This is a genomic window from Streptomyces sp. NPDC001617, from assembly GCF_053596855.1.
In genome coordinates, this window is the sequence record NZ_JBSFHA010000060.1 from 24,684 (window position 1) to 50,596 (window position 25,913).

Sequence of the window (25,913 nt, forward strand, 5' to 3'; positions counted from 1 at the left end):
GTATGGACTATGTCTCCGCGCTCGTGCCCCCGGTCGTCATGGCCGTGTTCTTCATCGGTCTGATCAGGGTGATCGTGAAGACCCAGGGTGGGGCCAACAAGGCCAAGGAGGACGCCGCCGTCGACGCCGCCATCGCGCGCGCGGAGGCGGCTCGGCAGGGCGCGGCGAAGACCGACTGAGCGGCGCGCCCCCGGCGGCGTCCGCACCGGCGTACGGCTGATCCTTTCCGGGCCGTACGCCCTTTTTGTCCCTGTTTGCCGGTGTAAGTGCACGTCCGGCACGCGAATGCCGAGATCTCCCACTATTGTGCTGAGCTGTGCCTCGCCCATTGGGAGAACTCGAAGACGCGGTCATGACGCGGGTGTGGAAGTGGAACCGCCCGGTGACCGTTCGAGAAGTCCTGGAAGACCTTCAGCAGGAACGGTCCATCGCCTACACCACGGTGATGACCGTTTTGGACAATCTCCATCAGAAGGGCTGGGTGCGCCGCGAGGCGGAAGGCCGGGCCTATCGATATGAGGCCGTGTCCACACGGGCCGCGTACGCTGCCGCGCTGATGAACGACGCCTGGTCCCAGAGCGACAACCCCGCCGCCGCTCTCGTCGCGTTCTTCGGGATGATGAGCGAGGAACAGCGACTGGCACTGCGGGACGCCGTACGCATCGTCCAAGGACCGGAAACACCCGAACCCCCGGATGGCGGCGAGGAGAACCCCGGTTCCACGCCCGGTGGCGGTGGGCGATAGCGTCCGCTCATGTCAGCAGAGAGCCCTGAAGGCCTCGAAGGTCCTGAAGTCAGCGCTAAAGCCATCACCGTCCGCCGGGCCCGTACCGGCGATGTCCCGGCCGTGCGCCGTCTCCTTGACACGTACGTCCGTGGACGCATCCTGCTCGACAAAGCGACGGTCACCCTTTACGAGGACATCCAGGAGTTCTGGGTCGCCGAACGGGACGACAACGCCGAGGTCGTCGGCTGCGGTGCCCTGCACGTGATGTGGGAAGACCTTGCGGAAGTGCGCACTCTCGCGGTGAAGCCCGGCCTGAAGGGTGCCGGTGTCGGCCACCAGTTGCTGGAGAAGTTGCTGCACACCGCGCGCTGGCTGGGTGTTCGTCGCGTTTTCTGCCTCACCTTCGAAGTGGACTTCTTCGGCAAGCACGGCTTCGTCGAGATCGGTGAGACACCTGTCGACACCGATGTCTACGCGGAGCTACTGCGTTCCTATGACGAAGGCGTGGCGGAGTTCCTCGGTCTCGAACGGGTGAAACCGAACACCTTGGGCAACAGCCGGATGCTTCTGCATCTGTGATCACCGAACAGCACGGCGTATTCCGCGCTCACCCGTGCCCAGGTTCCCTATGTCCGAAACGCGCATGTTTCCGGGCCGTGGGCCGGGCGCAGGTCTCACTCCGAGTCTCTCCGAAGGTTTGTGTTTTTCCCGCAAAAGCGGTTTGCTTTCCGACGTACTGCAGTACTGCATATAACAGGGGACGGCGAAACGGCGGACGCCGCAGACCCCCGGCCCTCAAGTTTTGGATGAAAGGAAATCCGGTGGCACAGAAGGTTCAGGTCCTTCTTGTCGACGACATCGACGGCGGCGAGGCGGACGAGACCGTCACGTTCGCGTTGGACGGCAAGACGTACGAGATCGATCTCACGACCGCCAATGCGGACAAGCTCCGTGGCCTTCTCGAGCCTTACGTGAAGGGCGGTCGTCGTACCGGAGGCCGCGCTTCGGGCGGGCGCGGAAAGGTCCGTGCCGCTGCCGGCGGCAGCCAGGACACCGCACAGATCCGCGCGTGGGCCAAGGAGAACGGTTACGAGGTCAATGACCGCGGCCGTGTTCCGGCGTCGATCCGCGAGGCCTACGAGAAGGCCAACGCCTGATCGCCGGCCCTTGGGAAGTCGGCCCTTGGAAAGGCTGTTGGCTCGGCGCACGCGCGCCGCAGCCGCAACCGGTGGCACTGCGTTGCCACCGTGTGAACGAGTCGTACGAGATCGGGGGCGCCTCCATCGCCCCCCACGGCCGACAGTGTCGGCAGCGAGGCCTCGACCTCGCGCCCCGGCTCGGGGGGCCGCAGCCATACGGCGGCCCCCTGCAGGGTGCCCCCGAGGTCCGGGAGCGGCAGCGGTCGAGCGTCGGCCGGGCCCGGCGGTCGTAGGCCCCGAGCCGTCTCCTCAGGGGGCAGCGGCGCGTCCATGACGCCGCCCTCGCCGATCGCGCCCAGATCGAGCGCCAGTACCCCCCACTCCAGCCAGTCCAGCAGCCCCGGCAGCTCCTCCGCGCTGCCCGCCGCCACCAGCAGCCGCATCCGCTCGCCCTGGAGGGCCACCGGAGAGTGCGGGGCGAGACGGCGCAGGCCCGCACGGCCCGCCTCGGCCGGAACGTCCAGGACGTCGAAACGTTCGCCCACCCGCAGCCGTACTCCCGTGTGGGGCCCCTGTGGTTCCTCGGGCACCGTCGGCCAGCACAGTTCGTTCTCGTACCACCGGCGGAGCCGATCGCCGGGCCGGTCGTCCGGATCGAGCGGGCGGCGCGGGAGAGGAACCGTGGTGAGGTCCGTGGGCAGAGGAGGGAGGGTTACCGGGTGGTGGCTGCCAACCATGCCAAGTGCAACCGCCGGAAGAAGCCCCGAGTTACGCTGGGTGTTCCGGCAAGCGCGCAGAGTGCTGGAAATGGGGGCGTGCGGGGGTGCGGGGAGGCGCAAGGTTGTTCGCCCATAGCGGAGCGAACCGGTGCGCGCGGCATGGAGTGTCAGTCCCAGCGGGTAAGACATCCCTAGTGGGAGGGGGCGACACGCAGGACAGGGCGTCTCACGTTCGCCATCGGCGTACTGATGGTGGGGGTAACTGTCTGGCCTGCGGGAACATCGTCTCGCACCATCGGGTTGGAGCATATGTCGGCGTTCGGGGTCAGGAGGCCAAGGACGGTGTCGGCAGTTGGAATGAGCGGTCCCCGCTTGCGGGACTAAGCTGCGGAAGGACAGGGAGGGGAAGTTCCCCCCACTGCCTGACCGCTCTGAGGAGCGATTAACGATGTTCGAGAGGTTCACCGACCGCGCGCGGCGGGTTGTCGTCCTGGCTCAGGAAGAAGCCCGGATGCTCAACCACAACTACATCGGCACCGAGCACATCCTCCTGGGCCTGATCCACGAGGGTGAGGGTGTCGCCGCCAAGGCCCTTGAGAGCCTCGGGATTTCGCTCGAGGCGGTCCGCCAGCAGGTGGAGGAGATCATCGGCCAGGGCCAGCAGGCCCCGTCCGGGCACATCCCCTTCACCCCCCGTGCCAAGAAGGTCCTGGAGCTGTCGCTCCGCGAGGCCCTTCAGCTGGGCCACAACTACATCGGCACGGAGCACATCCTGCTCGGCCTGATCCGTGAGGGCGAGGGCGTCGCCGCCCAGGTCCTGGTCAAGCTGGGCGCTGATCTCAACCGGGTGCGGCAGCAGGTCATCCAGCTGCTCTCCGGTTACCAGGGCAAGGAGACCGCCGCCGCCGGCGGGCCTGCCGAGGGCACCCCCTCGACGTCCCTGGTCCTCGACCAGTTCGGCCGGAACCTCACCCAGGCCGCTCGTGAGTCCAAGCTCGACCCGGTCATCGGGCGCGAGAAGGAGATCGAGCGGGTCATGCAGGTGCTGTCCCGCCGTACCAAGAACAACCCGGTCCTGATCGGTGAGCCCGGCGTCGGCAAGACCGCCGTCGTCGAGGGCCTCGCCCAGGCCATCGTCAAGGGCGAGGTGCCCGAGACCCTCAAGGACAAGCACCTCTACACCCTCGACCTCGGCGCGCTGGTCGCCGGCTCCCGCTACCGCGGTGACTTCGAGGAGCGCCTGAAGAAGGTCCTCAAGGAGATCCGCACCCGCGGCGACATCATCCTGTTCATCGACGAGCTGCACACGCTGGTCGGTGCGGGTGCCGCCGAGGGCGCCATCGACGCGGCTTCGATCCTGAAGCCGATGCTGGCGCGTGGTGAGCTGCAGACCATCGGTGCGACCACGCTGGACGAGTACCGCAAGCACCTCGAGAAGGACGCGGCCCTCGAGCGCCGTTTCCAGCCGATCCAGGTGGCGGAGCCTTCCCTCCCCCACACGATCGAGATCCTCAAGGGCCTGCGCGACCGCTACGAGGCGCATCACCGCGTCTCCATCACGGACGAGGCGCTGGTCCAGGCCGCCACCCTGGCCGACCGGTACATCTCGGACCGCTTCCTCCCGGACAAGGCGATCGACCTGATCGACGAGGCCGGCTCCCGGATGCGCATCCGCCGCATGACCGCGCCGCCGGACCTCCGCGAGTTCGACGAGAAGATCGCGGGCGTGCGTCGCGACAAGGAGTCGGCCATCGACTCCCAGGACTTCGAGAAGGCGGCTTCTCTCCGCGACAAGGAGAAGCAGCTGCTGGCGGCGAAGGCCAAGCGCGAGAAGGAGTGGAAGGCCGGCGACATGGACGTCGTCGCCGAGGTCGACGGCGAGCTGATCGCCGAGGTCCTCGCGACCGCCACCGGCATCCCGGTCTTCAAGCTGACCGAGGAGGAGTCCTCGCGGCTGCTGCGCATGGAGGACGAGCTCCACAAGCGGGTCATCGGCCAGAAGGACGCCGTCAAGGCGCTGTCGAAGGCGATCCGTCGTACGCGCGCGGGCCTCAAGGACCCGAAGCGTCCCGGTGGTTCGTTCATCTTCGCCGGCCCGTCCGGTGTCGGTAAGACCGAGCTGTCCAAGGCGCTCGCCGAGTTCCTCTTCGGTGACGAGGACGCGCTGATCTCCCTCGACATGTCGGAGTTCAGCGAGAAGCACACGGTCTCGCGTCTCTTCGGTTCGCCCCCCGGATACGTGGGGTACGAAGAGGGCGGCCAGCTGACCGAGAAGGTGCGGCGCAAGCCGTTCTCGGTGGTTCTTTTCGACGAGGTCGAAAAGGCTCACCCGGACATCTTCAACAGCCTTCTGCAGATCCTGGAGGACGGTCGTCTGACCGACTCCCAGGGCCGGGTCGTGGACTTCAAGAACACGGTCATCATCATGACGACCAACCTCGGCACCCGGGACATCTCCAAGGGCTTCAACCTGGGCTTCGCGGCCTCGGGTGACACGAAGTCCAACTACGAGCGCATGAAGAACAAGGTCTCGGACGAGCTCAAGCAGCACTTCCGCCCCGAGTTCCTCAACCGCGTCGACGACGTGGTCGTCTTCCCGCAGCTGACCCAGCAGGACATCCTGGCGATCGTCGACCTCATGGTCGGCAAGGTGGACGAGCGCCTCAAGGACCGGGACATGGGCATCGAGCTCTCCCAGTCCGCCAAGGAGCTGCTGTCGAAGAAGGGTTACGACCCCGTGCTGGGCGCGCGTCCGCTGCGCCGCACCATCCAGCGCGAGATCGAGGACACCCTCTCGGAGAAGATCCTCTTCGGCGAGCTGCGTCCGGGTCACATCGTGGTCGTCGACACGGAGGGCGAGGGCGAGACGAAGACCTTCACCTTCCGTGGCGAGGAGAAGTCGGCACTGCCGGACGTTCCGCCGATCGAGCAGGCGGCCGGTGGGGCTGGGCCGAATCTGAGCAAGGAGGCGTAGCCCTTCTGGGGTGAGCCGAGGAAGGGGCCGGTGCCTTTGGGCGCCGGCCTCTTCGCGTGTTCGGAAGAACGTGCGTGTTCAGAAGAAGTAGGGCCGGGCGGGCGGGACCGTGACCTCGGCGTCGGGGAACAGAGCCGCATAGGGGGCCGCGCTCACGGGCGCGGGCGGGAGGTCCGAGGACAGCGTGACCCTGCGGACGCGGGGGCACGAGCGGGCGAGGGGCGTCAGATCCATGCCATCCCGGACGTTCGTCACGTACAGGACCTCAACTGTGGGCAACCGAAGGTCTTCGGGGAGGCCCGGGATGAGGTCCACCCCGATTCCGAGGTGGGTGAGGTGAGGGAGATGGGCGACCTCGGACCAGTCCTGCGGGCTGATGTCTCCGACGCCCTCCCTGAGATCGAGGTAGTCGAGCATGGGCCAATGGCTCAGGCCGAGTAGTCCCCTGGCGGGGAGGGCTCCGCTAAGGGCGATGGTCGTCAGCGGCGCGTTCTGGGGCAGGGCGGCCAGTCCGTTGCTCGGCAGGGGCGTGACGACGGAGAGGATCTCCAGTGTGTGGAGACGGTCCAGCCCGGAAGTTCCCCCGAGTTCGTTCAGATAAAGCTCGCGCAAGCCCAATTCGGCCAGTGGTGTGAGATCGCTCACCTCGGGACAGCGAACCAGGAGAAGGCGGCGGAGAGAACGCAGCGTGGCTAGATGGCCCAGATCGCTCAGAAGTGAATTGTCATAGAAACCGAGCTGTTTGACGCTGCCGGGCAGTGCCTTCAGAACGTCTGCGGGGGCATGGTCGCCCGTCACGCCCAGCCGCGCGCGATGACCGAGCCGAGGCAGGGCCCGCACCTGCTCGGGCGAGGTGGGGAAGATGAAGTAGTCGTGAGTGTCGACATGGGCCAGGACTTCATCGGCGTACACCTTGGTGTCGAACCGTTCCCATGCGCGTGCCAGATTGTGCCGAACCCGATCCGCTGTGTGCTCCCGGAACCGCGCCAGCACCGGCACTGCCGCGTCTGTCCCGACCAGTGCCGCCGTCGCCGTCACCGCCTCGGCCTCCTCGTCCGACAGCCCCTCCGGGCCCGGCAGCAGCTCCAGGACCAAGGGCCCGACTTCCGCCAGCTGCTTCGCCTGTTCCGCCGTGCGGGGCGGCAGCAAGGCTTTCGCCAGTTCCTCGACCTGGAGGCGTACCGCTGGATCCAGTTCCGTGGCGTGCTCCAGGCAGGCCATCGCCAGCAGATGGGCACGCTTGTCCGAGGACGCCGTCAACAGCCCCAACAGCTCTGCCCGTTCCCGCGGCCGCCCCTGCGCCACCGCCATCCGGATCACATCCGCCCACTGGTCGTCGGCGGCGTGCTCGGCCAGCAGGCCGAAGTCGCCGGTCTCCACGGCGGACCGTGCGCCCAGGTAGTCCTGGAAGGTGCGGTGCACGAAGTGGATCGTGTCCGTGGTGGGCGTCAGCAACAGCCCCGTGCGGATGAGGAAGTGCCGCAGCACCGCCCCCGCATCCCCCAGCACCTGCGCCGCCGGAATCGCCGGAATGACCTCGTCGATGATGCTCTCCGCGCGGCTCCGGTCCATTTCCGTACGGCCGTTGCGGATCAGCCAGTAGGCGAGCCGCTGCAGCAGCTGCAGTTGGGGCTCCTCGCTCAGCTCCGGGCCGGTCATGTCGCGCTCGCGGTCTCGGCGGACCAGGAGCATCGACAGAGCGGAGTCGTACAACTCCTTGCGGCCGTAGGGGAGATAGCCCCGCCGGTCGCGGTGCAGGGCGCAGATCAAGCCGCACATCAGGGGGTTGGTGGCGAGGCGGCCCAGGTCGGGCTTGGTGCGTACGGCGTCGAGAAGTTGGGCCTCGTAGGAGGCCAAGAGCGTGTCCTCGTCCGCGGAGCCCGTCGCGGCCGCCCGGTGCCAGCGTCTGATGAAGGAGGCCACGTCCGCCGTACTCATCGAGGAAAGGCCCAGCTCGGCGAAGCCGTCCGCGGCGAGCCAGTCCTCGCGGACCGCCGAGGGGCGGGAGGTGATCAGCCAGCGGTTGTCGGGGAAGGTCTCCAGGAGGTCGCGCAGCCAGGTGCGGGCGCGTTCGCGTTCGGGTTCCGGGACCTCGTCGAGGCCGTCGACCAGGACGACTCCTCGGCCGGTGGACAGGACGCGGTTCTCCCAGCCCTCCGGCTGTGCGCCGGCCAGCGGGCAGCCGACGGCGGAGAGGAAGTCGGCGGGGGCCGGGAGGCGTTCGCCGTGGCGGGTGAGGGTGCGCAGGGGGAGGACGAAGGGGATGCGGCCGGTGAGGTAGGCCATGCGGTCGGTGGGGGAGGTCGCCGCCGAGACCGCGAGCCACTGGATGAGGGTGGTCTTGCCGGAGCCCGCGACCCCGCGCAGGAGCACCCGGTCGTGGCCGGCCAGGACATGGTCCGCGGGGGCGGAGACCGGGGCGGCGGACGGTGGGCCGAAGGACGGTTCCTCGCCTCGGCCGATCACGTCCAGGCTGAGGTACGCGGCGTCCAGGGGCCAGCGGTCCGGGGAGTTGGTGAGGTTGATGCCGTAGATCGTGAGCTTGCCGTGTTTTCTGGCGACGTAGTCGAGGTAGCCGCGCTCGAAGGCGGTGTCCCGGGTGTCCGGGCGAGGTGTACGAGCGATCAACTCGTCGACCTTGGCGATCAGTTCGGCATGCGCTCGGGCCTGCTCGACGAGGCTGCGGGCTACAAAGGTGGAGCGGCGGGTGAAGAACTCCAGGATCTGGAGGCAGGCCCACTCCGTCGCCGAGTCGAGGAAGAAGCGGGCGTCCGAGGAGAGGCCGTCGGTGGACGGGGCCCGGCGGCGCAGCTCCCGGGCCAGTTCGGCGCTGCCCAGTCGCACGGCCTGTACGTCGTCCATGTCCAGGTCGCCGAGCGCGAGCAGCCTGCGGGCCAGGGCGTCGGCCACGGCGGCCTGTTCCCGGGCCGGGAAGGGCCGTTCGCCGGGCGATTCGACCGCCTGCCAGACCAGATGCTCCGCAAGCTTCCGTACGTCCTTCTCGCCCAGCGTCCGCTTCTCGCCCCGGAAGGACACCAGGTCCTTCAGCCGTAGGGGCTTCTCGACCAGCCCCGCACCGGGCTGGTCCGCCACGAACAGCTTCTTGACCAGCGGGCCGACCAGGCTCGACGCCAGCTTGCTGCCCAGTACCGCGGGCTCCATCCGCCACCCCCGTGACTCGCACCGACGGATGGAGCCTAACCGGTGGCTACGACAACTGGCCGTCGTAGTCCGGCAGTTTGAACGTCTGGTCGGCGTGGCCGCCCGAGAGGTCGGTGGCGCTGTTGCCGATGTTGGCGATGATGTCGTAGCCCTTGTTCTCGATGTCGACGCGCTGGGCCGTCTTGTAGTCGGCGACGTCCTTGAAGAGGTCGAAGAGGCCGCGGACGTAGAGGCCGGAGACCTTGTAGCCGTCGTACTCGAGGTTGTACTCGGTGGGCAGGTAGATGATGCCGGGGCGGGCCGTGACGAAGAAGAGGGAGACGCCGTGCTCCTGGGCGTACCGGGCGACGTTCAGGACGGGCTTGTTGGCCGGCTGCGGGTAGCTGAAGCCGAAGTCGGTCTCCAGGGTGGTGTTGTCGATGTCGAAGACGATCGCCTGCTTCTCGCCCGGTCCGGCGGCGGCGATGCGCTGCTTGAGATAGGGCAGGGCCTGGTCCATCACCGTCTGGCAGTCCTTCTGCCAGGTCGCGTAGTCGACGTCCCCGGTGCTCGTCGCCGCGTCGGCGGGTGTGGCCAGCGCCACCAGGGCGGAGGCGGCGAGTGCGGTGACGGTTGTGCGGCGCGCCCAGGGGCGTCGGTCTGTCATGGGTGGGGGGTCCTCTCACGTCCGTATGCCGTTGTCGGGTGCATGGTGCTGGGCGCGGGTGGCGCGAGGGGAACCGTAGGGTTACTGGGCGGTAAGTCGCCAGAGATGTGCATCACATGGCGCCGTGGATTCCGTGGAGCTCTTCTGGGGAAGGGCGGTGACATGCCACACAGGCGATGTGGCGGTTACTAGGGCGGATAGTCGATCGCCGCGGATCGCCCGGTGGGCACAAAAAGGGACTTTTGGCGCGGAATCACCTGTCAAGACGGTTGGGTGTTTTGGGTTGAATTACTAGTTTCCGTCGTAGATCTTGGGTTTTGGGGTGGGCCGGGAGGCGGGTTACCAAGGGATGCCCCATCCGGCGGCCGTCTGTGCGCCGGGTGGTCTTTCTGTCCCCGACATCCCGAGGTTTCGCATGTTCGTGCGTGTCCCGTCCCGCTCTTCCCGTACGTCCTCGCTGCGCACCCGCGCGGCTGTTCTGGCCGTCGGTCTCGGTGCCTCTGTCGTGCTGGGGGCCGGGGTCGCGGCCGCCGCCGACACCTCCGCCACCGGGGCCGTCAGTGTCGCCGTCGCCAAGAAGGCCTCCTCCTGGGTGCACCCGGTGAAGAAGTACACGCTCTCCGCGAAGTTCGCCCAGGCCGGAAGCATGTGGGCGTCCACCCACAGCGGTCAGGACTTCGCCGTGCCCAGCGGCACCGAGGTGGTCGCCGCTCACGGCGGGACCGTGGTCAAGGCCGGCGGCAACGGCGCCGGTGACGGGCCCGCGTACGGGAACGCGATCGTGATCAAGCACGGCAACAGGACCTACTCGCAGTACGCCCATCTCTCGCGGATCGACGTCAAGGTCGGCCAGGTGGTCAGGACCGGCCAGCACATCGCCCTGTCCGGGAACACCGGCAACACCACCGGCCCGCACCTGCACTTCGAGATCCGTACGACCGCCAACTACGGCTCCGCGATAGACCCCGTCGCCTTCCTGCGCGCCCAGGGCCTGAGCCTCTAGGCGGACACCCCCTGGCCGTCCATGGACGCTACGGCGCCTCCACATGCGCGTGTGTGCCCTCGTGTGCCTGGGTGACCAGCGCCGTCGCGACCTCCAGGACCGCCTCGCGCTTCTGCTCGTCGGTGCCCGGGAGGTCGTGGAGCGCGAACATGCCCGCGTGCATCGTGAACACCGCGCTGACGCAGCGGACCTGGTCGACCAGGTCCGCGTCCGGGTCGATGAGGATGTCGCGCATGCCCATCATGCGATTGCGGAACAGCTCGCCGATGCGGAGCTCCTTCACCGTGGCCTGGTTCTCCTGCATGAAGCGGAAGAGGGGGGCCGCCTCGGCGAGGAGCTCGTGGTAGCGGCGGATGATCTGCTGCTTCGTCTCCAGGGTGTGCGGCTGGTCCCTGCCCCAGGCGATCAGCTCCTCGACCGGCTGGGAGAGATCCTCGAAGATGCTGACGAGGATCTCTTCCTTCGTCTTGAAGTGGTAGTACAGCGCGGCCTTGGTGACGTCCAGGTGCTCCGCGATCTCGCGCAGCGAGGTCTTCTCGTAGCCCTGCTCGGCGAAGAGTTCGAGCGCCACGTCCTGGATGCGCTGGCGAGTGTTTCCGCGGCGCTGCCGCTTGGTGCCGTCCATCGTGCCGCCCATTCTCGCGCTCCTCACGCCCCCTGCGAACTTACTTGCCGGCCGACTAGAAAACTTACTTGACGCCCGGCTAGTTACGGGTCTACCTTCCCAGTGTAGTCAGCTAGCCGGGCGGCAAGTAAGTGGCCGGCCGGGGGGAACTACGCAGGAACCGCGGTACCTAGGGGAGTGGGAACAATGGCGGACACAGAGACAGTCGAGACCAAGCCGGACAAACAGCCGAAGAGCGTGCGGGTCGTGCTGCTCGCGCTCATGATCACCATGATGCTCGCGATGCTCGACAACATGATCGTGGGCACCGCGATGCCGACGATCGTGGGCGAGCTCGGCGGACTGGAGCATCTGTCCTGGGTGGTGACGGCGTACACGCTGGCCACCGCGGCGTCGACCCCGGTGTGGGGCAAGCTCGGTGACATGTACGGCCGCAAGGCCACCTTCATGACCTCGATCGTGATCTTCCTGATCGGCTCCGCGCTCAGCGGCATGGCCCAGAACATGGGCGAGCTGATCGGGTTCCGGGCCGTGCAGGGTCTCGGTGCCGGTGGTCTGATGGTCGGCGTCATGGCGATCATCGGTGACCTGATTCCCCCGCGGGAGCGGGGCAAGTACCAGGGCATGATGGCCGGTGTCATGGCGCTCGCGATGATCGGCGGACCGCTGGTCGGCGGCACCATCACGGACAACTGGGGCTGGCGCTGGTCCTTCTACATCAACCTGCCGCTCGGTGTGGTCGCGCTGGGTCTGATCAGTGCGGTGCTGCATCTGCCGAAGAAGCGGTCCAAGGCCGGGATCGACTACCTGGGTGTCGTGCTGCTGACGGTCGGCATCACCTCGATCGTGCTGGTCACCACCTGGGGCGGTACGGAGTACGCCTGGTCGTCCGCGCGGATCATGGAGCTCATCGGCATCGGTGTCGCCTCTCTGGTGGGGTTCGTCTTCTGGCAGACCAGGGCCGCCGAGCCGGTCGTGCCGCTGCACATCTTCCGCAGCCGCAACTTCACGCTGATGTCGGTCATCGGCTTCATCACCGGGTTCGTGATGTTCGGGGCGACGCTGTTCCTGCCGCTGTACCAGCAGTCGGTGCAGGGGGCGTCCGCGACCAACTCCGGGCTGCTGCTTCTGCCGATGCTCGGCGCGATGCTGGTGACCTCGATGGTGGCCGGGCGGGTGACCACGAACACCGGCAAGTACAAGGTGTTCCCGGTCGTCGGCAGCGTCCTGATGATCGTCGGGCTGTACCTGCTGTCCACGATGGACACCGGGACCTCGCGGTTCACGTCCGGTGTGTTCATGGCGGTCGTCGGTCTCGGCATGGGCTGCCTGATGCAGATCACCATGCTGGTCGCGCAGAACAGCGTCGAGATGAAGGACATGGGCGTCGCGTCCTCGTCGACGACCCTGTTCCGGACGCTGGGTTCCTCCTTCGGTGTCGCCATCATGGGTGCGCTGTTCAACAACCGGGTGCAGCACGTCATGGCCGAGCGGGCCGGGTCGCTGGGATCGAAGATCACCGAGCAGTCGGCACAACTGGACGCCAAGAGCCTGGAGAAGCTGCCGGCCGTGGCGCGGGAGGCCTACCAGCACGCGGTGTCGGCGGGGACGCACTCCGCGTTCCTGCTGGGGTCCGTCGTGGCCGTGGTCGCGCTGGTGGCGGCGGTGTTCGTGAAGGAGGTCGCGCTGCGGGGTGCGGGGCCGAAGCCGGAAGGGTCGGCGGAGGAGACTGCGGTGCAGGCGCCGGTCGTCGAGGCGGTCTGACGTGCTGAGCCGCTGAGCTGCCGAGCCTCTGAGTCGACAGTGAGCTGAAGGCCCCCGGTTGGTGTCCGCCCCGGGGGCCTTCGTCATGTGCGTCCCGGCCGTTCGTGCCCTCTGTCACGTCGCCCCTGACCTCGTAGTCCCCGAGGAAGGTGATGTTCGCGATGACCGCCCCGAACAGCGCGATACGGATGAGGATCCCGAGGCCGGTCGCCTCCCGGGCGCCCTCGCGGGACACCCACGGCCGAGACGACCGCCCACGGCCGAGACGACCGCCCACGGCCGAGACGACCGCCCACGGCCGAGACGACCGCCCACGGCCGAGACGGCCACTCACCGCCGAGACGACCACCAACTGCCGCGACGACCACCAACTGCCGGACCAGCCTCATCCCGAAGCCTCTTTCACTTCAAAGCGCCGGTCAGACCCCGAGTCAGGCCCCGGGCGGTGCCACGCACATCCTCACTGTCAGACCCCCGTGCCACCATCGGGGACATGGACAAGATGCGGCAGTTGCGGCTCGCCAAGGACGCCATGGATCGGGACTGGGCCGATCCCGGGCTGGACCTGGACGCCGTGGCCGCGCATGCCGGCTACTCGCGGTACCACTTCCTGCGCGCCTTCAAGGAGGCGTACGGCGAGACACCCGGGCAGTACCTGACGCACCGCCGGATCGAGCGGGCCGAGGAGATGCTCCGCGGCGCCGACCTGAGCGTCACGGAGATCTGCAACCTGGTCGGCTTCAGCAGCCTCGGGACGTTCTCGGCGCGGTTCAGGACACGGACCGGACTGACGCCCAGCGACTACCGGACCAAGCACGTCGGACAGGGCGCCGCCCTCATACCCGGGTGCTACGCGATGCTGTGGGCCGGCGGCTTCCCGCGCCGGGCACTGCCGTAGGAGCGCAACTCTGAAGAAGCGCCCTGAGTGCCGCCCTGCTTACGGTGACGAACAGGACACACCGCAGCCGAACCAGGCACAGCAGGGAGCGCAGAGTCATGATCTTGGGGCTTGGCATCACCACCGTATGGACCTTCGACCAGCAGCGCACCAAGGCCTTCTTCACCGAGAAGCTGGACTTCGAGGTGCGCGACGAGGTGTCGATGGGCGACATGAAGTGGATCACTGTCGGCGCCAAGGAGCAGGCGGGGGTCGAGCTGGCGCTGATGGGCCTCGACGGCCCGGGCCTCGACCCCGAGTCCGCCGAGGCGCTGAAGAAGCTGGTCAGCAAGGGGGTCTTGGGCGCGGGAGCGTTCCGTACCGATGACTGCCGGGGGGACTACGAGACCTTCAGGGCGAGGGGCGTGGAGTTCCTGCAGTCGCCGCAGGAGCGGCCGTACGGCATCGAGGCGATCTTCCGCGACGACAACGGCAACTGGTACTCACTGACCGAGCGCAGCGAGGAGCTGGACTTCTCCAAGGACTTCGGATGACCGGCGACGAGAGGGACGTGGTCACGGCGGATCACACGGCCGTGAGGGTCGCCCTCTGGCGGGCCCTGCACCTCCATGCCGATGCGCCGCCCCATGTCGTCGAGGACGAGGTCGGACTGCGGATCGCCGCCCCGGGGGACGCGTGGCGCGAGCGGCCCGACATGGACGTCGACGCCACCCGGCGGACCCGGGCGTCGATCGTGGCCCGGGCGCGGTTCGTCGAGGACCAGGTGGAGGAGCGGGCCGGGGACGGGGTGGACCAGTACGTCGTCCTCGGTGCCGGGCTCGACACGTTCGCCCAGCGCAGGCCCGAGGTCGGTGCCCGGATCAGGGTGTTCGAGGTCGACCAGCCGGGGCCACAGGCCTGGAAGCGGCAGCGGCTCATGGACCTCGGATACGGCGTCCCCGACTGGCTGCGGCTCGTGCCCGTCGACTTCGAGGGCGACTGGTGGGGCCGGTTGCTCGCGGCCGGACTGGATGTCGGGCGGCCCGCCGTCGTGGCCTCGGCCGGTGTCACGATGTACCTCACCCAGGAGGCGATCACGGCCACCTTCCGGCTGGTGGCCGGCCTCGCCCCGGGATCGACGTTCGTCACGACCTTCATGCGGCCGATCGAGGACGTCGAACCCGAGCAGCGGCCGCAGTTGGAGATCGCGATGAGGGGCGCACGGGCCGCCGGGACGCCCTTCCTCAGCTTCCAACGACCGCCCCAGATCCTCGCCCTGGCCCGCGAGGCCGGTTTCCGGGACGCACGGCACGTGTCGGCGGCCGACCTCGAGAAGCGGTACTTCGCGGGCCGGACGGACGGGGTGCTGCCGTCGAGGGGAGAGGAGCTGCTGGTCGCCGACACCTGAGACGCCCTACGGCATCATCGGATAGCTCCCCGTGTTCGTCGGCGCGTGCTCCGGCAGCCAGAGCACCGCCACCGCGCCCTCCGCCGGGACGTGGTCGGGGGAGCCGGCCGGGCGGACGTTGCGGAAGGTCAGGCGGGCGCCCAGGACCCGCGCCTGACCGGCCGCGATCGTCAGGCCCAGGCCGTGGCCGCGGCCGGAGCGGTCGGAGCTGCCGGTGCGGAAGCGGCTCGGGCCGTCCGCCAGGAGGTCGGCCGGGAAGCCGGGCCCGTGGTCGCGGACGCGGATGACGCGGCCCTCGACGGTGACCTGGATGGGAGGCTTGCCGTGCCGGGCCGCATTGGCGAGCAGGTTGAACAGGACGCGCTCCAGGCGGCGCGGGTCGGTCGTGACCATCGACTCGTGGACCACCCGTACCTCGACGCCGGGGTCCTTCGCCGCCACCCGCCGGGCGACGAACTCGCCGAGCATGAGGTCCTGCAGCTCGGCCCGCTCGGACGCCCCGTCCAGCCGGGCCACTTCCAGGACGTCCTCGACCAGGGTGCGCATGGCCTTCGCCCGGTCAAGGACCAGCTCGGTGGGACGGCCGGGAGGCAGCAGCTCGGCCGCCGTGAGCAGCCCCGTCACGGGCGTACGCAGCTCGTGCGCGATGTCCGCGGTGACCCGGCGCTCGGCCTCCAAGCGCTGCTGCAAGGCGTCCGCCATGGCGTCCACCGCACTCGCCAGGTCGTCGGTCTCGTCCCGCACGACACCGCCGATGGCGTCCCGCACCCGGACGTCCGGCTCGCCCTTGGCGACCTGGTTGGCCGCGGCCGCGGCCTTGCGCAGCCGGCGCGACAGCTGCCCGCCGATCAGCACGCCCAGCGCGCTGCCGCCGAGGACGACCGCGATGGAGCCGATGACCAGCGCCTGGTCGAGGTCCTTGAGGATGTCCGCGCTGCGGTCGGTGAACCCGGAGTGCAGCGACAGCACATGCCCGTCCTTGACGGGTACGGCGGCCCAGATGTCCGGCACGCCGTTCGCCCGGTCGGTGATGTACGTCGCGCGCCGGCCCTCCTCCATCTTCACCCGCAGTGCCGAGGGCAGATCGGGGTCGTCCTTCTGGACGTTGGGGAAGTTCGGGCGGCCGGACAGCTCGTAGTTGCGCTGGGCGACCTTGATGCGTTCGTCCGCGAGGTCGCGCGCGTTGTCCAGCATCGAGACCCGGGCCGCGTTGTGCACGACCAGGCTCAGCGCGATCGCCACCAGCGCGCCGACCAGCGCGATCGCCGCGCTGAGCTTCCAGCGCAGGCCGGTACGCATCCCCGCACTCTCGCTCGGGTTCCGGAAGATCCCCCGCATGTCCCCGACGTCCCCGCTCAGGCCTTCAACTTGTAGCCGAAGCCGCGGACCGTCTCGATCCGGTCCTGGCCGATCTTCGTACGCAACCGCTGCACATGGACGTCCACCACCCGCGTGTCCCCGCCCCAGCCGTAGTCCCACACGCGCTCCAGCAGCTTGTCCCGCGACAGGACCGTGCCCGGCGCGGAGGAGAACTCCAGCAGCAGCCGCATCTCGGTCGGCGTCAGCGCCACCGGCTGCCCGGCCCGGCGCACCTCCATGCCCTCGGTGTCGATCTCCAGCTCACCGAAGGTCAGCACCCCGCCGGACATCTCGGCGGCGCCGTCGTCCGGTTTCTCGCCGCCGCTCGCGTGGCCGAAGCGCCGTAGCACCGCACGGATGCGTGCGACGAGGACGGCGCCGTCGAACGGCTTGGTCACGTAGTCGTCGGCGCCCGCTTCGAGGCCCAGCACCACGTCGATCGAGTCGGCGCGCGCGGACAGCATGATCACCGGGACGGTCGACTCGTCGCGGATACGGCGGCACAGGCTGACCCCGTCGAGGCCGGGCACCATGACGTCGAGCAGCGCGATGTCGGGGCGGTCGGCCCGGAACGCCTCCAGGCCCGACAGTCCGTCGGGCATGGCGGTGACCGCGAAGCCGTCCCGCTCCAGGGCGAGCTGGGTGGCCTCGCGGATGACGTCGTCGTCCTCGACGAACAGGACGTGGGTCTGGTCTGCCATCCCGCTGCTCTCAGTTCTCGTGGTGGTGCCGTCGCCCGTACATCGGTCCGAGCGGCCCGATCGGTTCACCTGTTTCTCTTCAGGACGAGGGCGACGGGGTGGCTCCGACGGCGTTGGAGTAGTCGTTGCGCGTGTGGTACCTCGCGGTGAAGTGGTCGGTGCTCCAGCTGTACGTCGTCACGATCTCGCCGGACGGACTCGACACCGGATCACCCTTCTCGTACACCTGCTTGGTCACCACCAGGTCGCCGCGGTCTATCTCCGCGTAGATCGGAGGCTCCTCGGCCTGGAACACATTCTCGTACCGACCGCCCTCCTCGCGATACACGTACGAGCCGATTCCCACCGCGTCCCCGCAGGTCAGCACGTTCACCACGATGTCGTCGTCGGAGCCGCCGGTCAGCTCCCCGTACGACACGTCGACCGGGTACTCGTCGGCCACACACGGCTTCAGGTCGCGCTTGACCTCCGCCGAGACGGCGGGATCGTCCTTGACGAGCTTGACCGCGTCCACGTGGTCGGTGGTCTGCGAGGGACCGGGCGTGGGCGTGGCCGCGGCGCCCGCCACCGCGTCGGCGTGGGCCGGGCCCTCGTCCCGTGCTCCGGTGCCGCCGGTGGCGCACCCGGAGACCAAAAGGCCGAGGGCGGCGAGCACGGCCACCGCCGTGAACGCCGCCTGCAGGTTCCCCCGGGCCGCCTCGGGCCCCGCGGGGATCAGACCGCGCAACGCTCCCGCTCCTCGTGCTCCAGAGCCCGTGCGTCCAGGTCGCGGCTCTCCAGCTCCTCGCGGAGCCGGGCGAGCGCCCGGTGCAGCGTGCTCTTGACCGTGCCGGCCGACATGCCGAGGGCCGCGGCCGTCTCCTCCGTGGACATCTGCTCCCAGTGTCGCAGCACGACCACGCTGCGCTGCTTCGGTGCCAGAACTTTCATGATGTCCATAAGAAGCGCGCGGTCCGCGTGCTGCTCGGTGGAGTCGTCGACGCTGGCGTCCGGGAGCTGCTCGGTGGGGACTTCCTCCAGCTTGCGGGCCCGCCACCACTCGGTACGGGTGTTTATCATCACCCGGCGCAGATAGGCGTCCGCGAGCCGCTTGTCCGCGATGCCCTCCCAACGGCCGTACGTCCGCACGAGCGCCGTCTGGAGGAGGTCCTGGGCATCCGTCGGGTCCGGGACCAGCCGGCGGGCACTGCGCAACAGTGCGTCCTGCCGGGTGCGGACGTACTCCTCGAACTCGAGCACCTCGCCCTGCGCCATGTGAACCGCCTCCTGATCCCCGTTCCCGGCCGGCCCTTTCGCCGTCGGTGTCTTCTTCCGTCGACCCGGGTCTGCCGGGTACGTCAATGAAGTTAGGGATCTGTTGTCACGGCGCTGTCCGAACCAGCACTCGGCTGGCACTCGGCTGTCCGTCAGTTGTGTAACGGACGTAGGAACGGGGTAAAGGCGTGCGGCTGCTTATGCCTCTATGAGGCGATTTGGTGGTCGGTCAGCTCAACGGCAGTCGATACATTCCGTCGGGCAACGGCTCTACGAGACCGTCCGCGACGAGCCCGTCGAGCGCCCGTGCCCGCTGCACCGGTTCGTGCCACACCCGGTCGAGGGCCGACTGCGGGACGGGGGCGTGCGCCTCGCGGAGTACGGCGAGCAGCTTGCCGCGGACCTGGCGGTCCGTACCGGCGTAGGTCTGGCCGCGGCGCGGCGGGCCGTCGTGCTCGGGCTTGCCCGCGAGGCGCCAGGCGCACTGGGCGGCGATGGGGCAGCGGTGGCAGGACTCGTTCTTGGCGGTGCAGATCAGCGCGCCGAGCTCCATGGAGGCCGCCGCCCAGCGGGACGCCGTGCGCTCGTCCTCGGGCAACAGGGCGCGGGCCAGCTTGCGTTCGGCGGCGGTGGTGGCGTTCGGCGGGTACTGGACGCCGGTGACGGCCCGGGCGAAGACCCGGCGGACGTTGGTGTCCAGGACCGCGTGCCGCTGGCCGTAGGCGAAGGAGGCGACCGCCGCGGCCGTGTACTCGCCGATGCCGGGCAGGGCGAGGAGCTGGGCGTGGTCGGTGGGTACGTCTCCGCCGTGCCGTTCCGTTATGGCGACCGCGGCGCCGTGCAGCCGGAGCGCGCGGCGCGGGTAGCCGAGCCGGCCCCAGGCGCGGACCGCCTCGCCGGGGGCCTCCTTCGCCAGGTCGGCGGGGCGGGGCCAGCGGGCGAGCCACTGCTCGTAGACGGGCAGGACGCGGCTGACGGGCGTCTGCTGGAGCATGAACTCGCTGACCATCACGCCCCAGGGGCCGGCCTCGGGGCGCCGCCAGGGTAGGTCGCGGGCGTGGTCGGCGAACCAGTCGATGACGGGGGAGTGGAGCGCCGTGTGGGGGGCACCGGTCTGGGGGGTGTTCGTGAGCGCAGTCATGGCGTTCCGATCCTGCCATGTGCCTGCGGCGGTTTGGCCGAGGTTGCGCCTCGCGCCTCCGGTGGTTCCGGGATGATGATCCGGAAAAGTTGACGTCCTGGCGGCGGGTGGGGCAAGCGAAGGCGCCGATCTCTCGTACAGTTTGCGCCGTGGGATCTCTGCGCAATCCTGTCGGGCCGCTTCCCTCCTCCATCTACTGGCGCCGGAGGGCCGTACTGCTGTCTGTCCTAGCCCTGCTGGCGCTGCTGATCGCGTGGATCGTGGCATCGGGCGGGGGCGGCGGCAAGAAGGACGACGGGGCCAACGGCAAGACTCCCGCGCCCATCATCACTGCGGGGCCGTCGAGTTCGGGTCCGGCGATCAGTCAAGCGCCGGGCGGGCGGGACGAGTCGAGCAGTGGGGGCAGTGGCGGCAGTAGTGGAAGTGCCGGTGGGGCGGATTCCGGGGGGAGTTCGGGAACCGGAGACGGTGGCAGTGGGTCCGGCTCCGGGTCTGGGGGCTCCGGTGGCTCCGGTGGTGGGGTCGGGCAGGGGGATGCCGTTCCGGCCGGGTCCACGTTGCCCAACTGTGCTGCCAGTGCTGTGAAGTTGAGCGTGCGGAGCCTGCACAACTCCTACGGGCCCACTGACACCGTCGCCCTCCTGGTGACGGCCACCAACTCCTCCGGCAGCGACTGCAAGGTCGATCTCGGGCCGAAGAGCGCCGTGTTGACGGTCTCCGAGTCGACGGACAGTGGGAACGACTACTGGTCCTCGGCCGACTGCCCGAAGACCGCGGGCAGTCTGCTGTTCCGGGCGCCGGCGGGGAGCAGCATCACCTACACCGTGAAGTGGGACCGGAAGCCGAGTGCTCCGGAGTGCGCGACGCCTCCGGCCGGGTCGGCCGGGGCCGGGACCTATCTGGTGGAGCTGGCGGCTTCGGGATTCGGCAAGACGCAGACGTCGTTCGTGTTGGAGAACGACTAGGGGAGCGGGGTGCGCGACAGGCCCTAGACGTAGCGCTCCAGGATCGAGCTCTCCGCCAGGCGGGACAGGCCCTCTCGGACGCTTCGGGCCCGGGCCTCGCCCACGCCGTCCACGGTCTGCAGGTCGTCCACGCTCGCGGCGAGCAGCTTCTGCAGGCCGCCGAAGTGTTCCACCAGGCGGTCGATGATCGCGCCGGGGAGGCGCGGCACCTTGGCCAGGAGGCGGAAGCCGCGCGGGGAGACCGCCGAGTCGAGGGCCTCCGGGGAGCCGGTATAGCCCAGGGCGCGGGCCACCGTGGTGAGTTCGAGGAGCTCGGCGTGGGTGAGGGCGTCGAGTTCGTAGAGGGCCTCGTCGACCGTGCGGGAGCGCTTGGCCGTGGGCTCGGGGACGTAGTCGCGGACCACGAGCTCGCGTTCGGGTTCCACGCCTGCGATCAACTCGTCCAGCTGGAGGGCGAGAAGACGGCCGTCGGTGCCCAGTTCGACCACGTATTCGGCGATTTCGGTGGCGATGCGGCGGACCATCTCCAGGCGCTGCGCGACCGCGGAGACATCGCGGACCGTCACCAGGTCCTCGATCTCCAGGGCCGAGAGGGTGCCCGCGACCTCGTCCAGGCGGAGCTTGTAGCGCTCCAGGGTCGCGAGGGCCTGGTTGGCGCGGGAGAGGATGGCGGCCGAGTCTTCGAGGACGCGGCGCTGGCCGTCCACGTACAGGGCGATCAGGCGCATCGACTGGGAGACCGAGACCACCGGGAAGCCGACCTGCTTGGAGACACGGTCCGCCGTGCGGTGGCGGGTGCCGGTCTCCTCCGTGGGGATCGTCGCGTCCGGGACGAACTGGACGCCCGCGCGGAGGATCTTCGAGAGGTCGGACGAGATGACGATGCCGCCGTCCAGCTTGCACAGCTCGCGCAGGCGCGTCGCCGTGAACTCGACGTCCAGGATGAAACCGCCGGTACACATGGACTCGACGGTCTTGTCGAAGCCGAGCACGATGAGTCCGCCGGTGTTGCCGCGGAGTACGCGTTCGAGGCCGTCGCGCAGGCCGGTACCGGGAGCCACGGCGCTCAGAGAGGCGCGCATCAGGCCATCGGTGCCGGAACTCCCGCCGGACTTTCCGGGAGCTGCTGCCCGGTCGTTGGCTGCCACTGCACTCCTCCGGTCGCAGGTTCTGGGGCGCCCCCGCGTCACACATTCTGTTCGCACGGATGGGCGAGACCAGGGCAAAGTCTACCGGCGGTCCTCCTCGTCCCGTGGGGCCTCTCGGCGACGCGAGCGCGGAAGGACCCTGAGAGCGTCTCCTATGTCGGCGACTTCCAGGACCTTCATACCGGGAGGGATCTTGCCGGGATCGCCCGGCACGAGCGCGTGAGTGAAGCCCAGACGGTGTGCTTCGGCGAGCCTGCGCTGGACGCCCGTGACCCGTCTGACCTCGCCCGCGAGGCCCACCTCGCCGATCGCGACGAGGTTCTTGGGCAGGGGGGTGTCGCTGGCGGCCGAGGCGAGCGCGAGGGCGATGGCGAGGTCGGCGGCGGGCTCCGACAGCTTCACCCCGCCGACCGTCGCGGAGTAGATGTCCCGCTTGCCGAGAGCGCTGATCCGGCCCCGCTGCTCCAGAACGGCCAGCATCATCGAGACGCGGGACGTCTCCAGGCCGGAGGTCGTACGACGGGGGGACGGGATCTGTGAGTCGACCGTGAGCGCCTGGACCTCGGCGACCAGGGGGCGGCGGCCCTCCAGGGTGACCGTCAGACAGGTACCGGGGACCGGTTCGTCACGTCGTGTCAGGAAAAGTCCGCTTGGGTCGGCGAGGCCCGTGATGCCCTCGTCGTGCAGCTCGAAGCAGCCGACCTCGTCGGTGGCGCCATAGCGGTTCTTGACGCCCCGGACGAGACGGAGGCGCGCGTGCCGGTCGCCCTCGAAGCTGAGGACCACGTCCACGAGGTGTTCGAGCAGACGGGGGCCGGCGATCGCGCCGTCCTTGGTGACATGGCCCACCAGGAGGGTGGACATGCCGCGCTCCTTGGAGGCCCGGATCAGGGCGCCGGCGACCTCACGGACCTGCGCCATGCCGCCGGGGGCGCCGTCGATCTCGGGGGAGGCGACGGTCTGGACGGAGTCGAGGATGAGGAGGGAGGGCTTGACGGCGTCCAAGTGGCCCAGAACGGCGGCGAGATCGGTCTCGGCGGCGAGATACAGATGGTCGTGGATGGCCTTGATGCGGTCGGCCCGCATCCGGACCTGGCCGGCCGACTCCTCCCCGGTCACATAGAGCGTGCGGTGCTCGTCACTCGCCGACTTGGCCGCCACGTCCAGGAGAAGCGTGGACTTGCCGACCCCGGGCTCGCCCGCGAGCAGCACCACCGCGCCGGGGACCAGACCGCCGCCGAGCACGCGGTCCAGCTCGGGGACACCGGACGAGCGGGCGGTGGCCTGGCGGCCGTCGACCTGGCCGATCGGCACCGCGGAGGTGGTGACGCGGCCCGGCGTCGTCGTACGGACCGCGGGCGCGCCGTACTCCTCGATCGTCCCCCACGCCTGGCACTCGGGGCAGCGACCGAGCCACTTGGCCGTCTGCCAGCCGCACTCCGTGCAGCGGTAGGACGGGCGGTCCTTGGTGGTCTTGGTGCGGGTGGCCATGGAACGAACCGTAACCGGCGGCACTGACAATGCGGGCGCCGGTCGGACCTGCCGGTGGGATGGCCGGGCCGGCGCCAAGCGAAACCGCCGAGGACCAACCCCCGCGAACCAGCCACCCCATCCCGAACCAGCCACGGAACGAACCGTTTCTGTCCCCTATTGAGGGATCGTTTCACCCGTACGGAGTAAATGTGCTCAAGGGGGAGGAAGCCCCTGCTCTCCGCCGCCTACCGTCCACGGATGATGAGCAGCACTCCGGAGACCTCGACCCGTACCATCGGCGCGCACCGAGCGCGCCGGGACGCGCGTGACCGTGCCGCGGCGCGCACCTCGGCGCAGCGGTCGCCCGTGCGCTACGAGCCGTATCTGGACGGGCTGTTCACCTACTGCCTGTCCGTGCTGTGCGACCACGACACCGCGACCGAGGCCCTCGGCGACGTGCTCGCGCTCGCCGAGAAGCGCGGTGGTCCGGAAGCGGCCGGGGACCGCCGTGCCTGGCTGTACGCCCTGGCCCGCTGGGTCTGCCTCCGCAAGCTCGCCGAGGCCAAGCAGAAACGTCAGGGCACCCACGCGGCGGACCGACACGGCACCGAGAAACAGCATCCCGCCGCGCCCGTCTCCGACGAGGTCCAGGGGCAGCGCCGCGGCGAACTCGCCCTGCTCGCCTGGCCGGAGGCCGCAGGCACCACCCCTGAGCAGCGCGAGGCGCTCGAGCTGGCCGTACGGCACCACCTCGCCGCCCACGAGGTCGCCGCCGTGCTCGGCATGGAGCTCGCAGGCGCCCGCGAACTGCTCGCCTCCGCCGCCTGCGAGGTCGAGCGCACGCGTGCGGCCCTCGCCGTCGTGGAGACCGGCAGTTGTCCGAGCGTCGCCCGGCTCGCCGGTGATCACCAGCTGGTGCTCAGCCCGGCCGTGCGCAAGGAACTCGTCCGGCACGTCGACGACTGTCCGGTCTGCCGTCGTGCCGCCGAGCGCGCGATCCCGGGGAGGTGGCCCGGCGCGATGGTCACCCCGGCCGAGCTGCCCGTCCTGGAGGCGCCTCGCGCGGCCCTGCACGTGGCGCTGGCGCAACACCCACGCGCGCGTGGCGCCGCCGTGCCCCGGTTCGACCGGCGCGGCTTCCCGATGGACCCCAAGGACCGCGCCGCCCGCCGCCACCGCCTCCGCGCGCGGGCCCTGACGACGACGGTCGTCGCCACCGTCGTAGCGGCTCCGGTGCTGGCCCTGTGGGCCGCCTACCGCGGCGCACCGGACGCCGAGGGCGCGGACGGCCGTTCCGCCAGCGCCAGCGAGGCGCACGGCCCCGACAGCCTCGACGGCGAGGCGGTCGGCAGCGGCTACGAGAACGCCGGGAACGCCGGCACCCGGCCCGACGGCCGCTTCCGCAAGGGCGCGAAACCCGACGTCTCCGTGGAGGTCACCAGCCTCGCGGGCGTCGGCCGGCAACGTGCCGGCGACCTCGGCGTCTCCGCCGGCAACAGCGGCGACACCACGCTCGTCACCCTCACCGCGACCGGCTCGGCCCCGGTTCACTGGTCCGCGACCACCGGCCAGTCCTGGCTCTACCTCAGCAAGTCGTCGGGAACTCTCGCCCCGGGCGACACGTTCACGATCAAGGTGTACGTCGACCATCTGCGCGAGCCGTCCGGCCGCTGGAGCGCACAGGTGGCGATCGCACCGGCCGGCGCCGTCGTCTCCATCGAGGGCTACGGCACCGCACCGAGCCCGACGGGCCCCGGCCCCACCAGCCCCGTCGACCCGCCGCCCCCGTCCGACCCGGACCCGACCGGTTCGCCACCCGCGGACCCGCCCCCGACCGACCCGCCCTCGTCCTCCGACCCGGACCCCACGCCCACCGACTCGGCGTCGTCCGACCCGGGCGGCCCGACGCCACCGCCCGGCGACAGCTCCCCCCCGAGCCCTACCGCCTCGTAGGCCCCGATGGCCTCAGTCGACCGGGTCGGCGGGATGCGGTGCCAGCAGCGGCAGCTGCGAGGCCAGCCGCTCCTCGCACAGCTCGACGAGACGGTCGTAGCCGGCCTTGCCCATCAGCTCCGTCAGCTCAGGCCGGTAGGACACGTACACGGGATCGCCCGCGCCGTGCGCCGAGGTCGCCGACGTGCACCACCAGTGCAGGTCATGGCCGCCCGGACCCCAGCCCCGGCGGTCGTACTCGCCGATCGACACCTGGAGCACGCGCGTGTCGTCGGGCCGGTCGATCCAGTCGTACGTGCGCCGGACCGGAAGCTGCCAGCAGACGTCCGGCTTGGTCTCCAGCGGCTCGCGGCCCTCCTTCAGAGCGAGGATGTGCAGCGAGCAGCCCGCGCCGCCCGCGAACCCGGGGCGGTTCTGGAAGATGCAGGAGCCCTTGTACGGGCGGGTCTGACGGTCCCCGTCCTCGTCCTCCGACACCCAGCCGTGCGCCATGCCCTCGTCACGGTGCTGCCAGATGTCCGGCGTGAGCCTCGCCACATGTTCGGCGACGCGCTTCTCGTCGTCCTCGTCGGAGAAGTGGGCACCGAGCGTGCAGCACCCGTCGTCCGCGCGGCCCGCCTGGATGCCCTGGCAGCCGCTGCCGAAGATGCAGTTCCAGCGAGAGGTCAGCCATGTCAGATCGCAGCGGAAGACCTGCTCGTCGTCCGCGGGATCAGGAAACTCCACCCACGCGCGCGCGAAGTCGAGCCCCTTCTCGTCGGCTGTCCGGTCCTTCTTCGACATCTTCCCCGACTTCGGTGGCTTCACCTGCGAAGAATCTGTGGCGGACTTGTCGTTCTTCGCCCTTTTCGTCTTTGGCACGGGACCAGCGTACG

Annotated in this window: 23 protein-coding genes and 1 pseudogene; 12 read left to right on the forward strand and 12 right to left on the reverse strand. The window is 69.5% G+C overall.

All coding sequences use genetic code 11. The annotated features are described in order from the left end of the window. Window positions 1–2 precede the first annotated feature (2 nt). From ACWC09_RS35210 to ACWC09_RS35225, 4 genes are all read left to right on the forward strand, one after another. The gene (locus ACWC09_RS35210; RefSeq protein WP_450855005.1) at window positions 3–179 is read left to right on the forward strand and encodes a hypothetical protein; all 177 of its coding nucleotides are present in this window, start codon (window positions 3–5) and stop codon (window positions 177–179) included. A 137-nt stretch (window positions 180–316) separates the two neighbouring features. Next, the gene (locus ACWC09_RS35215; RefSeq protein WP_450855006.1) at window positions 317–745 is read left to right on the forward strand and encodes a BlaI/MecI/CopY family transcriptional regulator; all 429 of its coding nucleotides are present in this window, start codon (window positions 317–319) and stop codon (window positions 743–745) included. Window positions 746–754: 9 nt separating this feature from the next. Further along, window positions 755–1,306, forward strand: a complete 552-nt coding sequence (locus ACWC09_RS35220; protein WP_450855007.1) for an amino-acid N-acetyltransferase — start codon at window positions 755–757, stop codon at window positions 1,304–1,306. 242 nt (window positions 1,307–1,548) lie between these two features. Further along, on the forward strand, window positions 1,549–1,884 hold the full coding sequence (locus tag ACWC09_RS35225) for a histone-like nucleoid-structuring protein Lsr2 (protein ID WP_450855008.1): 336 nt from the start codon (window positions 1,549–1,551) through the stop codon (window positions 1,882–1,884). On the opposite strand, the gene ACWC09_RS35230 is transcribed toward ACWC09_RS35225, so the two are convergent. Next, complete coding sequence (locus ACWC09_RS35230; RefSeq protein WP_450855009.1) at window positions 1,863–2,603, reverse strand: SCO3374 family protein; 741 nt, start codon at window positions 2,601–2,603, stop codon at window positions 1,863–1,865. The two genes, ACWC09_RS35225 and ACWC09_RS35230, sit on opposite strands and share 22 nt — an antisense overlap. Window positions 2,604–3,033: 430 nt before the next feature. Here ACWC09_RS35230 and ACWC09_RS35235 point away from each other — a divergent pair, with 430 nt between their 5' ends. Further along, window positions 3,034–5,559: an ATP-dependent Clp protease ATP-binding subunit gene (locus ACWC09_RS35235; protein WP_450855010.1), complete on the forward strand. Its 2,526-nt coding sequence runs from the start codon at window positions 3,034–3,036 to the stop codon at window positions 5,557–5,559. 78 nt (window positions 5,560–5,637) lie between these two features. Here ACWC09_RS35235 and ACWC09_RS35240 read toward each other — a convergent pair whose 3' ends face one another. Continuing rightward, complete coding sequence (locus tag ACWC09_RS35240) at window positions 5,638–8,721, reverse strand: NACHT domain-containing protein (RefSeq protein ID WP_450855011.1); 3,084 nt, start codon at window positions 8,719–8,721, stop codon at window positions 5,638–5,640. 46 nt (window positions 8,722–8,767) lie between these two features. Beyond that, complete coding sequence (locus ACWC09_RS35245; RefSeq protein ID WP_450855013.1) at window positions 8,768–9,367, reverse strand: HAD family acid phosphatase; 600 nt, start codon at window positions 9,365–9,367, stop codon at window positions 8,768–8,770. Between the two features lie 415 nt (window positions 9,368–9,782). On the opposite strand from ACWC09_RS35245, the gene ACWC09_RS35250 reads away from it, so the two are divergent. Further along, a complete protein-coding gene (locus ACWC09_RS35250; RefSeq protein ID WP_450855014.1) occupies window positions 9,783–10,370 on the forward strand; it encodes a M23 family metallopeptidase in 588 nt (195 codons plus the stop codon). Between the two features lie 28 nt (window positions 10,371–10,398). Here the strand turns inward: ACWC09_RS35250 and ACWC09_RS35255 are convergent, their stop codons facing one another. Next, the gene (locus tag ACWC09_RS35255; protein WP_450855015.1) at window positions 10,399–11,007 is read right to left on the reverse strand and encodes a TetR/AcrR family transcriptional regulator; all 609 of its coding nucleotides are present in this window, start codon (window positions 11,005–11,007) and stop codon (window positions 10,399–10,401) included. A 174-nt stretch (window positions 11,008–11,181) separates the two neighbouring features. Here ACWC09_RS35255 and ACWC09_RS35260 point away from each other — a divergent pair, with 174 nt between their 5' ends. From ACWC09_RS35260 to ACWC09_RS35275, 4 genes and pseudogenes are all read left to right on the forward strand, one after another. Next, entirely contained in the window at window positions 11,182–12,759 is a 1,578-nt protein-coding gene (locus ACWC09_RS35260; protein ID WP_450855017.1) for an MDR family MFS transporter, read from the forward strand. Window positions 12,760–13,261: 502 nt separating this feature from the next. Continuing rightward, window positions 13,262–13,739, forward strand: a pseudogene (locus ACWC09_RS35265) (helix-turn-helix transcriptional regulator); the annotation flags it as partial. Between the two features lie 16 nt (window positions 13,740–13,755). Beyond that, on the forward strand, window positions 13,756–14,190 hold the full coding sequence (locus ACWC09_RS35270) for a VOC family protein (RefSeq protein ID WP_450855018.1): 435 nt from the start codon (window positions 13,756–13,758) through the stop codon (window positions 14,188–14,190). After that, window positions 14,187–15,044 carry a class I SAM-dependent methyltransferase gene (locus ACWC09_RS35275; RefSeq protein ID WP_450855019.1) on the forward strand — a complete coding sequence of 286 codons (858 nt, stop codon included), beginning with the start codon at window positions 14,187–14,189 and terminating at the stop codon, window positions 15,042–15,044. Before ACWC09_RS35270 ends, ACWC09_RS35275 begins: the two co-directional genes overlap by 4 nt. A gap of 6 nt (window positions 15,045–15,050) precedes the next feature. Here the strand turns inward: ACWC09_RS35275 and cseC are convergent, their stop codons facing one another. From cseC to ACWC09_RS35300, 5 genes are all read right to left on the reverse strand, one after another. Then, window positions 15,051–16,382, reverse strand: coding sequence for a two-component system sensor histidine kinase CseC (gene cseC, locus ACWC09_RS35280; protein ID WP_450855021.1), 1,332 nt, complete (start codon window positions 16,380–16,382; stop codon window positions 15,051–15,053). A gap of 17 nt (window positions 16,383–16,399) precedes the next feature. Then, window positions 16,400–17,104 (reverse strand): two-component system response regulator CseB, encoded by a 705-nt coding sequence (cseB, locus tag ACWC09_RS35285; protein WP_450855022.1) that lies wholly within the window; start codon window positions 17,102–17,104, stop codon window positions 16,400–16,402. A 79-nt stretch (window positions 17,105–17,183) separates the two neighbouring features. Beyond that, a complete protein-coding gene (locus tag ACWC09_RS35290; protein WP_450855023.1) occupies window positions 17,184–17,831 on the reverse strand; it encodes a hypothetical protein in 648 nt (215 codons plus the stop codon). Beyond that, the gene (locus tag ACWC09_RS35295) at window positions 17,819–18,358 is read right to left on the reverse strand and encodes a SigE family RNA polymerase sigma factor (protein ID WP_450855025.1); all 540 of its coding nucleotides are present in this window, start codon (window positions 18,356–18,358) and stop codon (window positions 17,819–17,821) included. Before ACWC09_RS35295 ends, ACWC09_RS35290 begins: the two co-directional genes overlap by 13 nt. Window positions 18,359–18,587: 229 nt before the next feature. Next, complete coding sequence (locus tag ACWC09_RS35300; protein WP_450855026.1) at window positions 18,588–19,499, reverse strand: A/G-specific adenine glycosylase; 912 nt, start codon at window positions 19,497–19,499, stop codon at window positions 18,588–18,590. A 149-nt stretch (window positions 19,500–19,648) separates the two neighbouring features. Here ACWC09_RS35300 and ACWC09_RS35305 point away from each other — a divergent pair, with 149 nt between their 5' ends. Further along, window positions 19,649–20,464, forward strand: coding sequence for a hypothetical protein (locus ACWC09_RS35305; RefSeq protein ID WP_450855027.1), 816 nt, complete (start codon window positions 19,649–19,651; stop codon window positions 20,462–20,464). Window positions 20,465–20,487: 23 nt separating this feature from the next. On the opposite strand, the gene disA is transcribed toward ACWC09_RS35305, so the two are convergent. Both disA and radA read right to left on the reverse strand, forming a co-directional pair. Further along, complete coding sequence (gene disA, locus ACWC09_RS35310) at window positions 20,488–21,612, reverse strand: DNA integrity scanning diadenylate cyclase DisA (protein ID WP_450855029.1); 1,125 nt, start codon at window positions 21,610–21,612, stop codon at window positions 20,488–20,490. An 81-nt stretch (window positions 21,613–21,693) separates the two neighbouring features. Beyond that, window positions 21,694–23,103, reverse strand: a complete 1,410-nt coding sequence (gene radA / locus ACWC09_RS35315) for a DNA repair protein RadA (protein WP_450855031.1) — start codon at window positions 23,101–23,103, stop codon at window positions 21,694–21,696. Window positions 23,104–23,343: 240 nt separating this feature from the next. Between radA and ACWC09_RS35320 the strand changes: the two genes are divergently transcribed. Further along, complete coding sequence (locus ACWC09_RS35320) at window positions 23,344–25,038, forward strand: BACON domain-containing protein (protein WP_450855032.1); 1,695 nt, start codon at window positions 23,344–23,346, stop codon at window positions 25,036–25,038. 12 nt (window positions 25,039–25,050) lie between these two features. Here the strand turns inward: ACWC09_RS35320 and ACWC09_RS35325 are convergent, their stop codons facing one another. Next, window positions 25,051–25,899, reverse strand: coding sequence for a hypothetical protein (locus ACWC09_RS35325; protein ID WP_450855033.1), 849 nt, complete (start codon window positions 25,897–25,899; stop codon window positions 25,051–25,053). Between the last annotated feature and the right edge of the window lie 14 nt (window positions 25,900–25,913).

Bases quoted from the DNA above. Each gene is read 5' to 3' on its own strand.
- ACWC09_RS35210 (WP_450855005.1), top strand. From the start codon at position 3: ATGGACTATGTCTCCGCGCTCGTGCCCCCGGTCGTCATGGCCGTGTTC.
- ACWC09_RS35220 (WP_450855007.1), top strand. From the start codon at position 755: ATGTCAGCAGAGAGCCCTGAAGGCCTCGAAGGTCCTGAAGTCAGCGCT.
- ACWC09_RS35230 (WP_450855009.1), bottom strand. From the start codon at position 2,603: ATGGTTGGCAGCCACCACCCGGTAACCCTCCCTCCTCTGCCCACGGAC.
- ACWC09_RS35235 (WP_450855010.1), top strand. From the start codon at position 3,034: ATGTTCGAGAGGTTCACCGACCGCGCGCGGCGGGTTGTCGTCCTGGCT.
- ACWC09_RS35240 (WP_450855011.1), bottom strand. From the start codon at position 8,721: ATGGAGCCCGCGGTACTGGGCAGCAAGCTGGCGTCGAGCCTGGTCGGC.
- ACWC09_RS35245 (WP_450855013.1), bottom strand. From the start codon at position 9,367: ATGACAGACCGACGCCCCTGGGCGCGCCGCACAACCGTCACCGCACTC.
- ACWC09_RS35250 (WP_450855014.1), top strand. From the start codon at position 9,783: ATGTTCGTGCGTGTCCCGTCCCGCTCTTCCCGTACGTCCTCGCTGCGC.
- ACWC09_RS35255 (WP_450855015.1), bottom strand. From the start codon at position 11,007: ATGGGCGGCACGATGGACGGCACCAAGCGGCAGCGCCGCGGAAACACT.
- ACWC09_RS35260 (WP_450855017.1), top strand. From the start codon at position 11,182: ATGGCGGACACAGAGACAGTCGAGACCAAGCCGGACAAACAGCCGAAG.
- ACWC09_RS35270 (WP_450855018.1), top strand. From the start codon at position 13,756: ATGATCTTGGGGCTTGGCATCACCACCGTATGGACCTTCGACCAGCAG.
- ACWC09_RS35275 (WP_450855019.1), top strand. From the start codon at position 14,187: ATGACCGGCGACGAGAGGGACGTGGTCACGGCGGATCACACGGCCGTG.
- cseC (WP_450855021.1), bottom strand. From the start codon at position 16,382: ATGCGGGGGATCTTCCGGAACCCGAGCGAGAGTGCGGGGATGCGTACC.
- cseB (WP_450855022.1), bottom strand. From the start codon at position 17,104: ATGGCAGACCAGACCCACGTCCTGTTCGTCGAGGACGACGACGTCATC.
- ACWC09_RS35295 (WP_450855025.1), bottom strand. From the start codon at position 18,358: ATGGCGCAGGGCGAGGTGCTCGAGTTCGAGGAGTACGTCCGCACCCGG.
- ACWC09_RS35300 (WP_450855026.1), bottom strand. From the start codon at position 19,499: ATGACTGCGCTCACGAACACCCCCCAGACCGGTGCCCCCCACACGGCG.
- radA (WP_450855031.1), bottom strand. From the start codon at position 23,103: ATGGCCACCCGCACCAAGACCACCAAGGACCGCCCGTCCTACCGCTGC.
- ACWC09_RS35320 (WP_450855032.1), top strand. From the start codon at position 23,344: ATGATGAGCAGCACTCCGGAGACCTCGACCCGTACCATCGGCGCGCAC.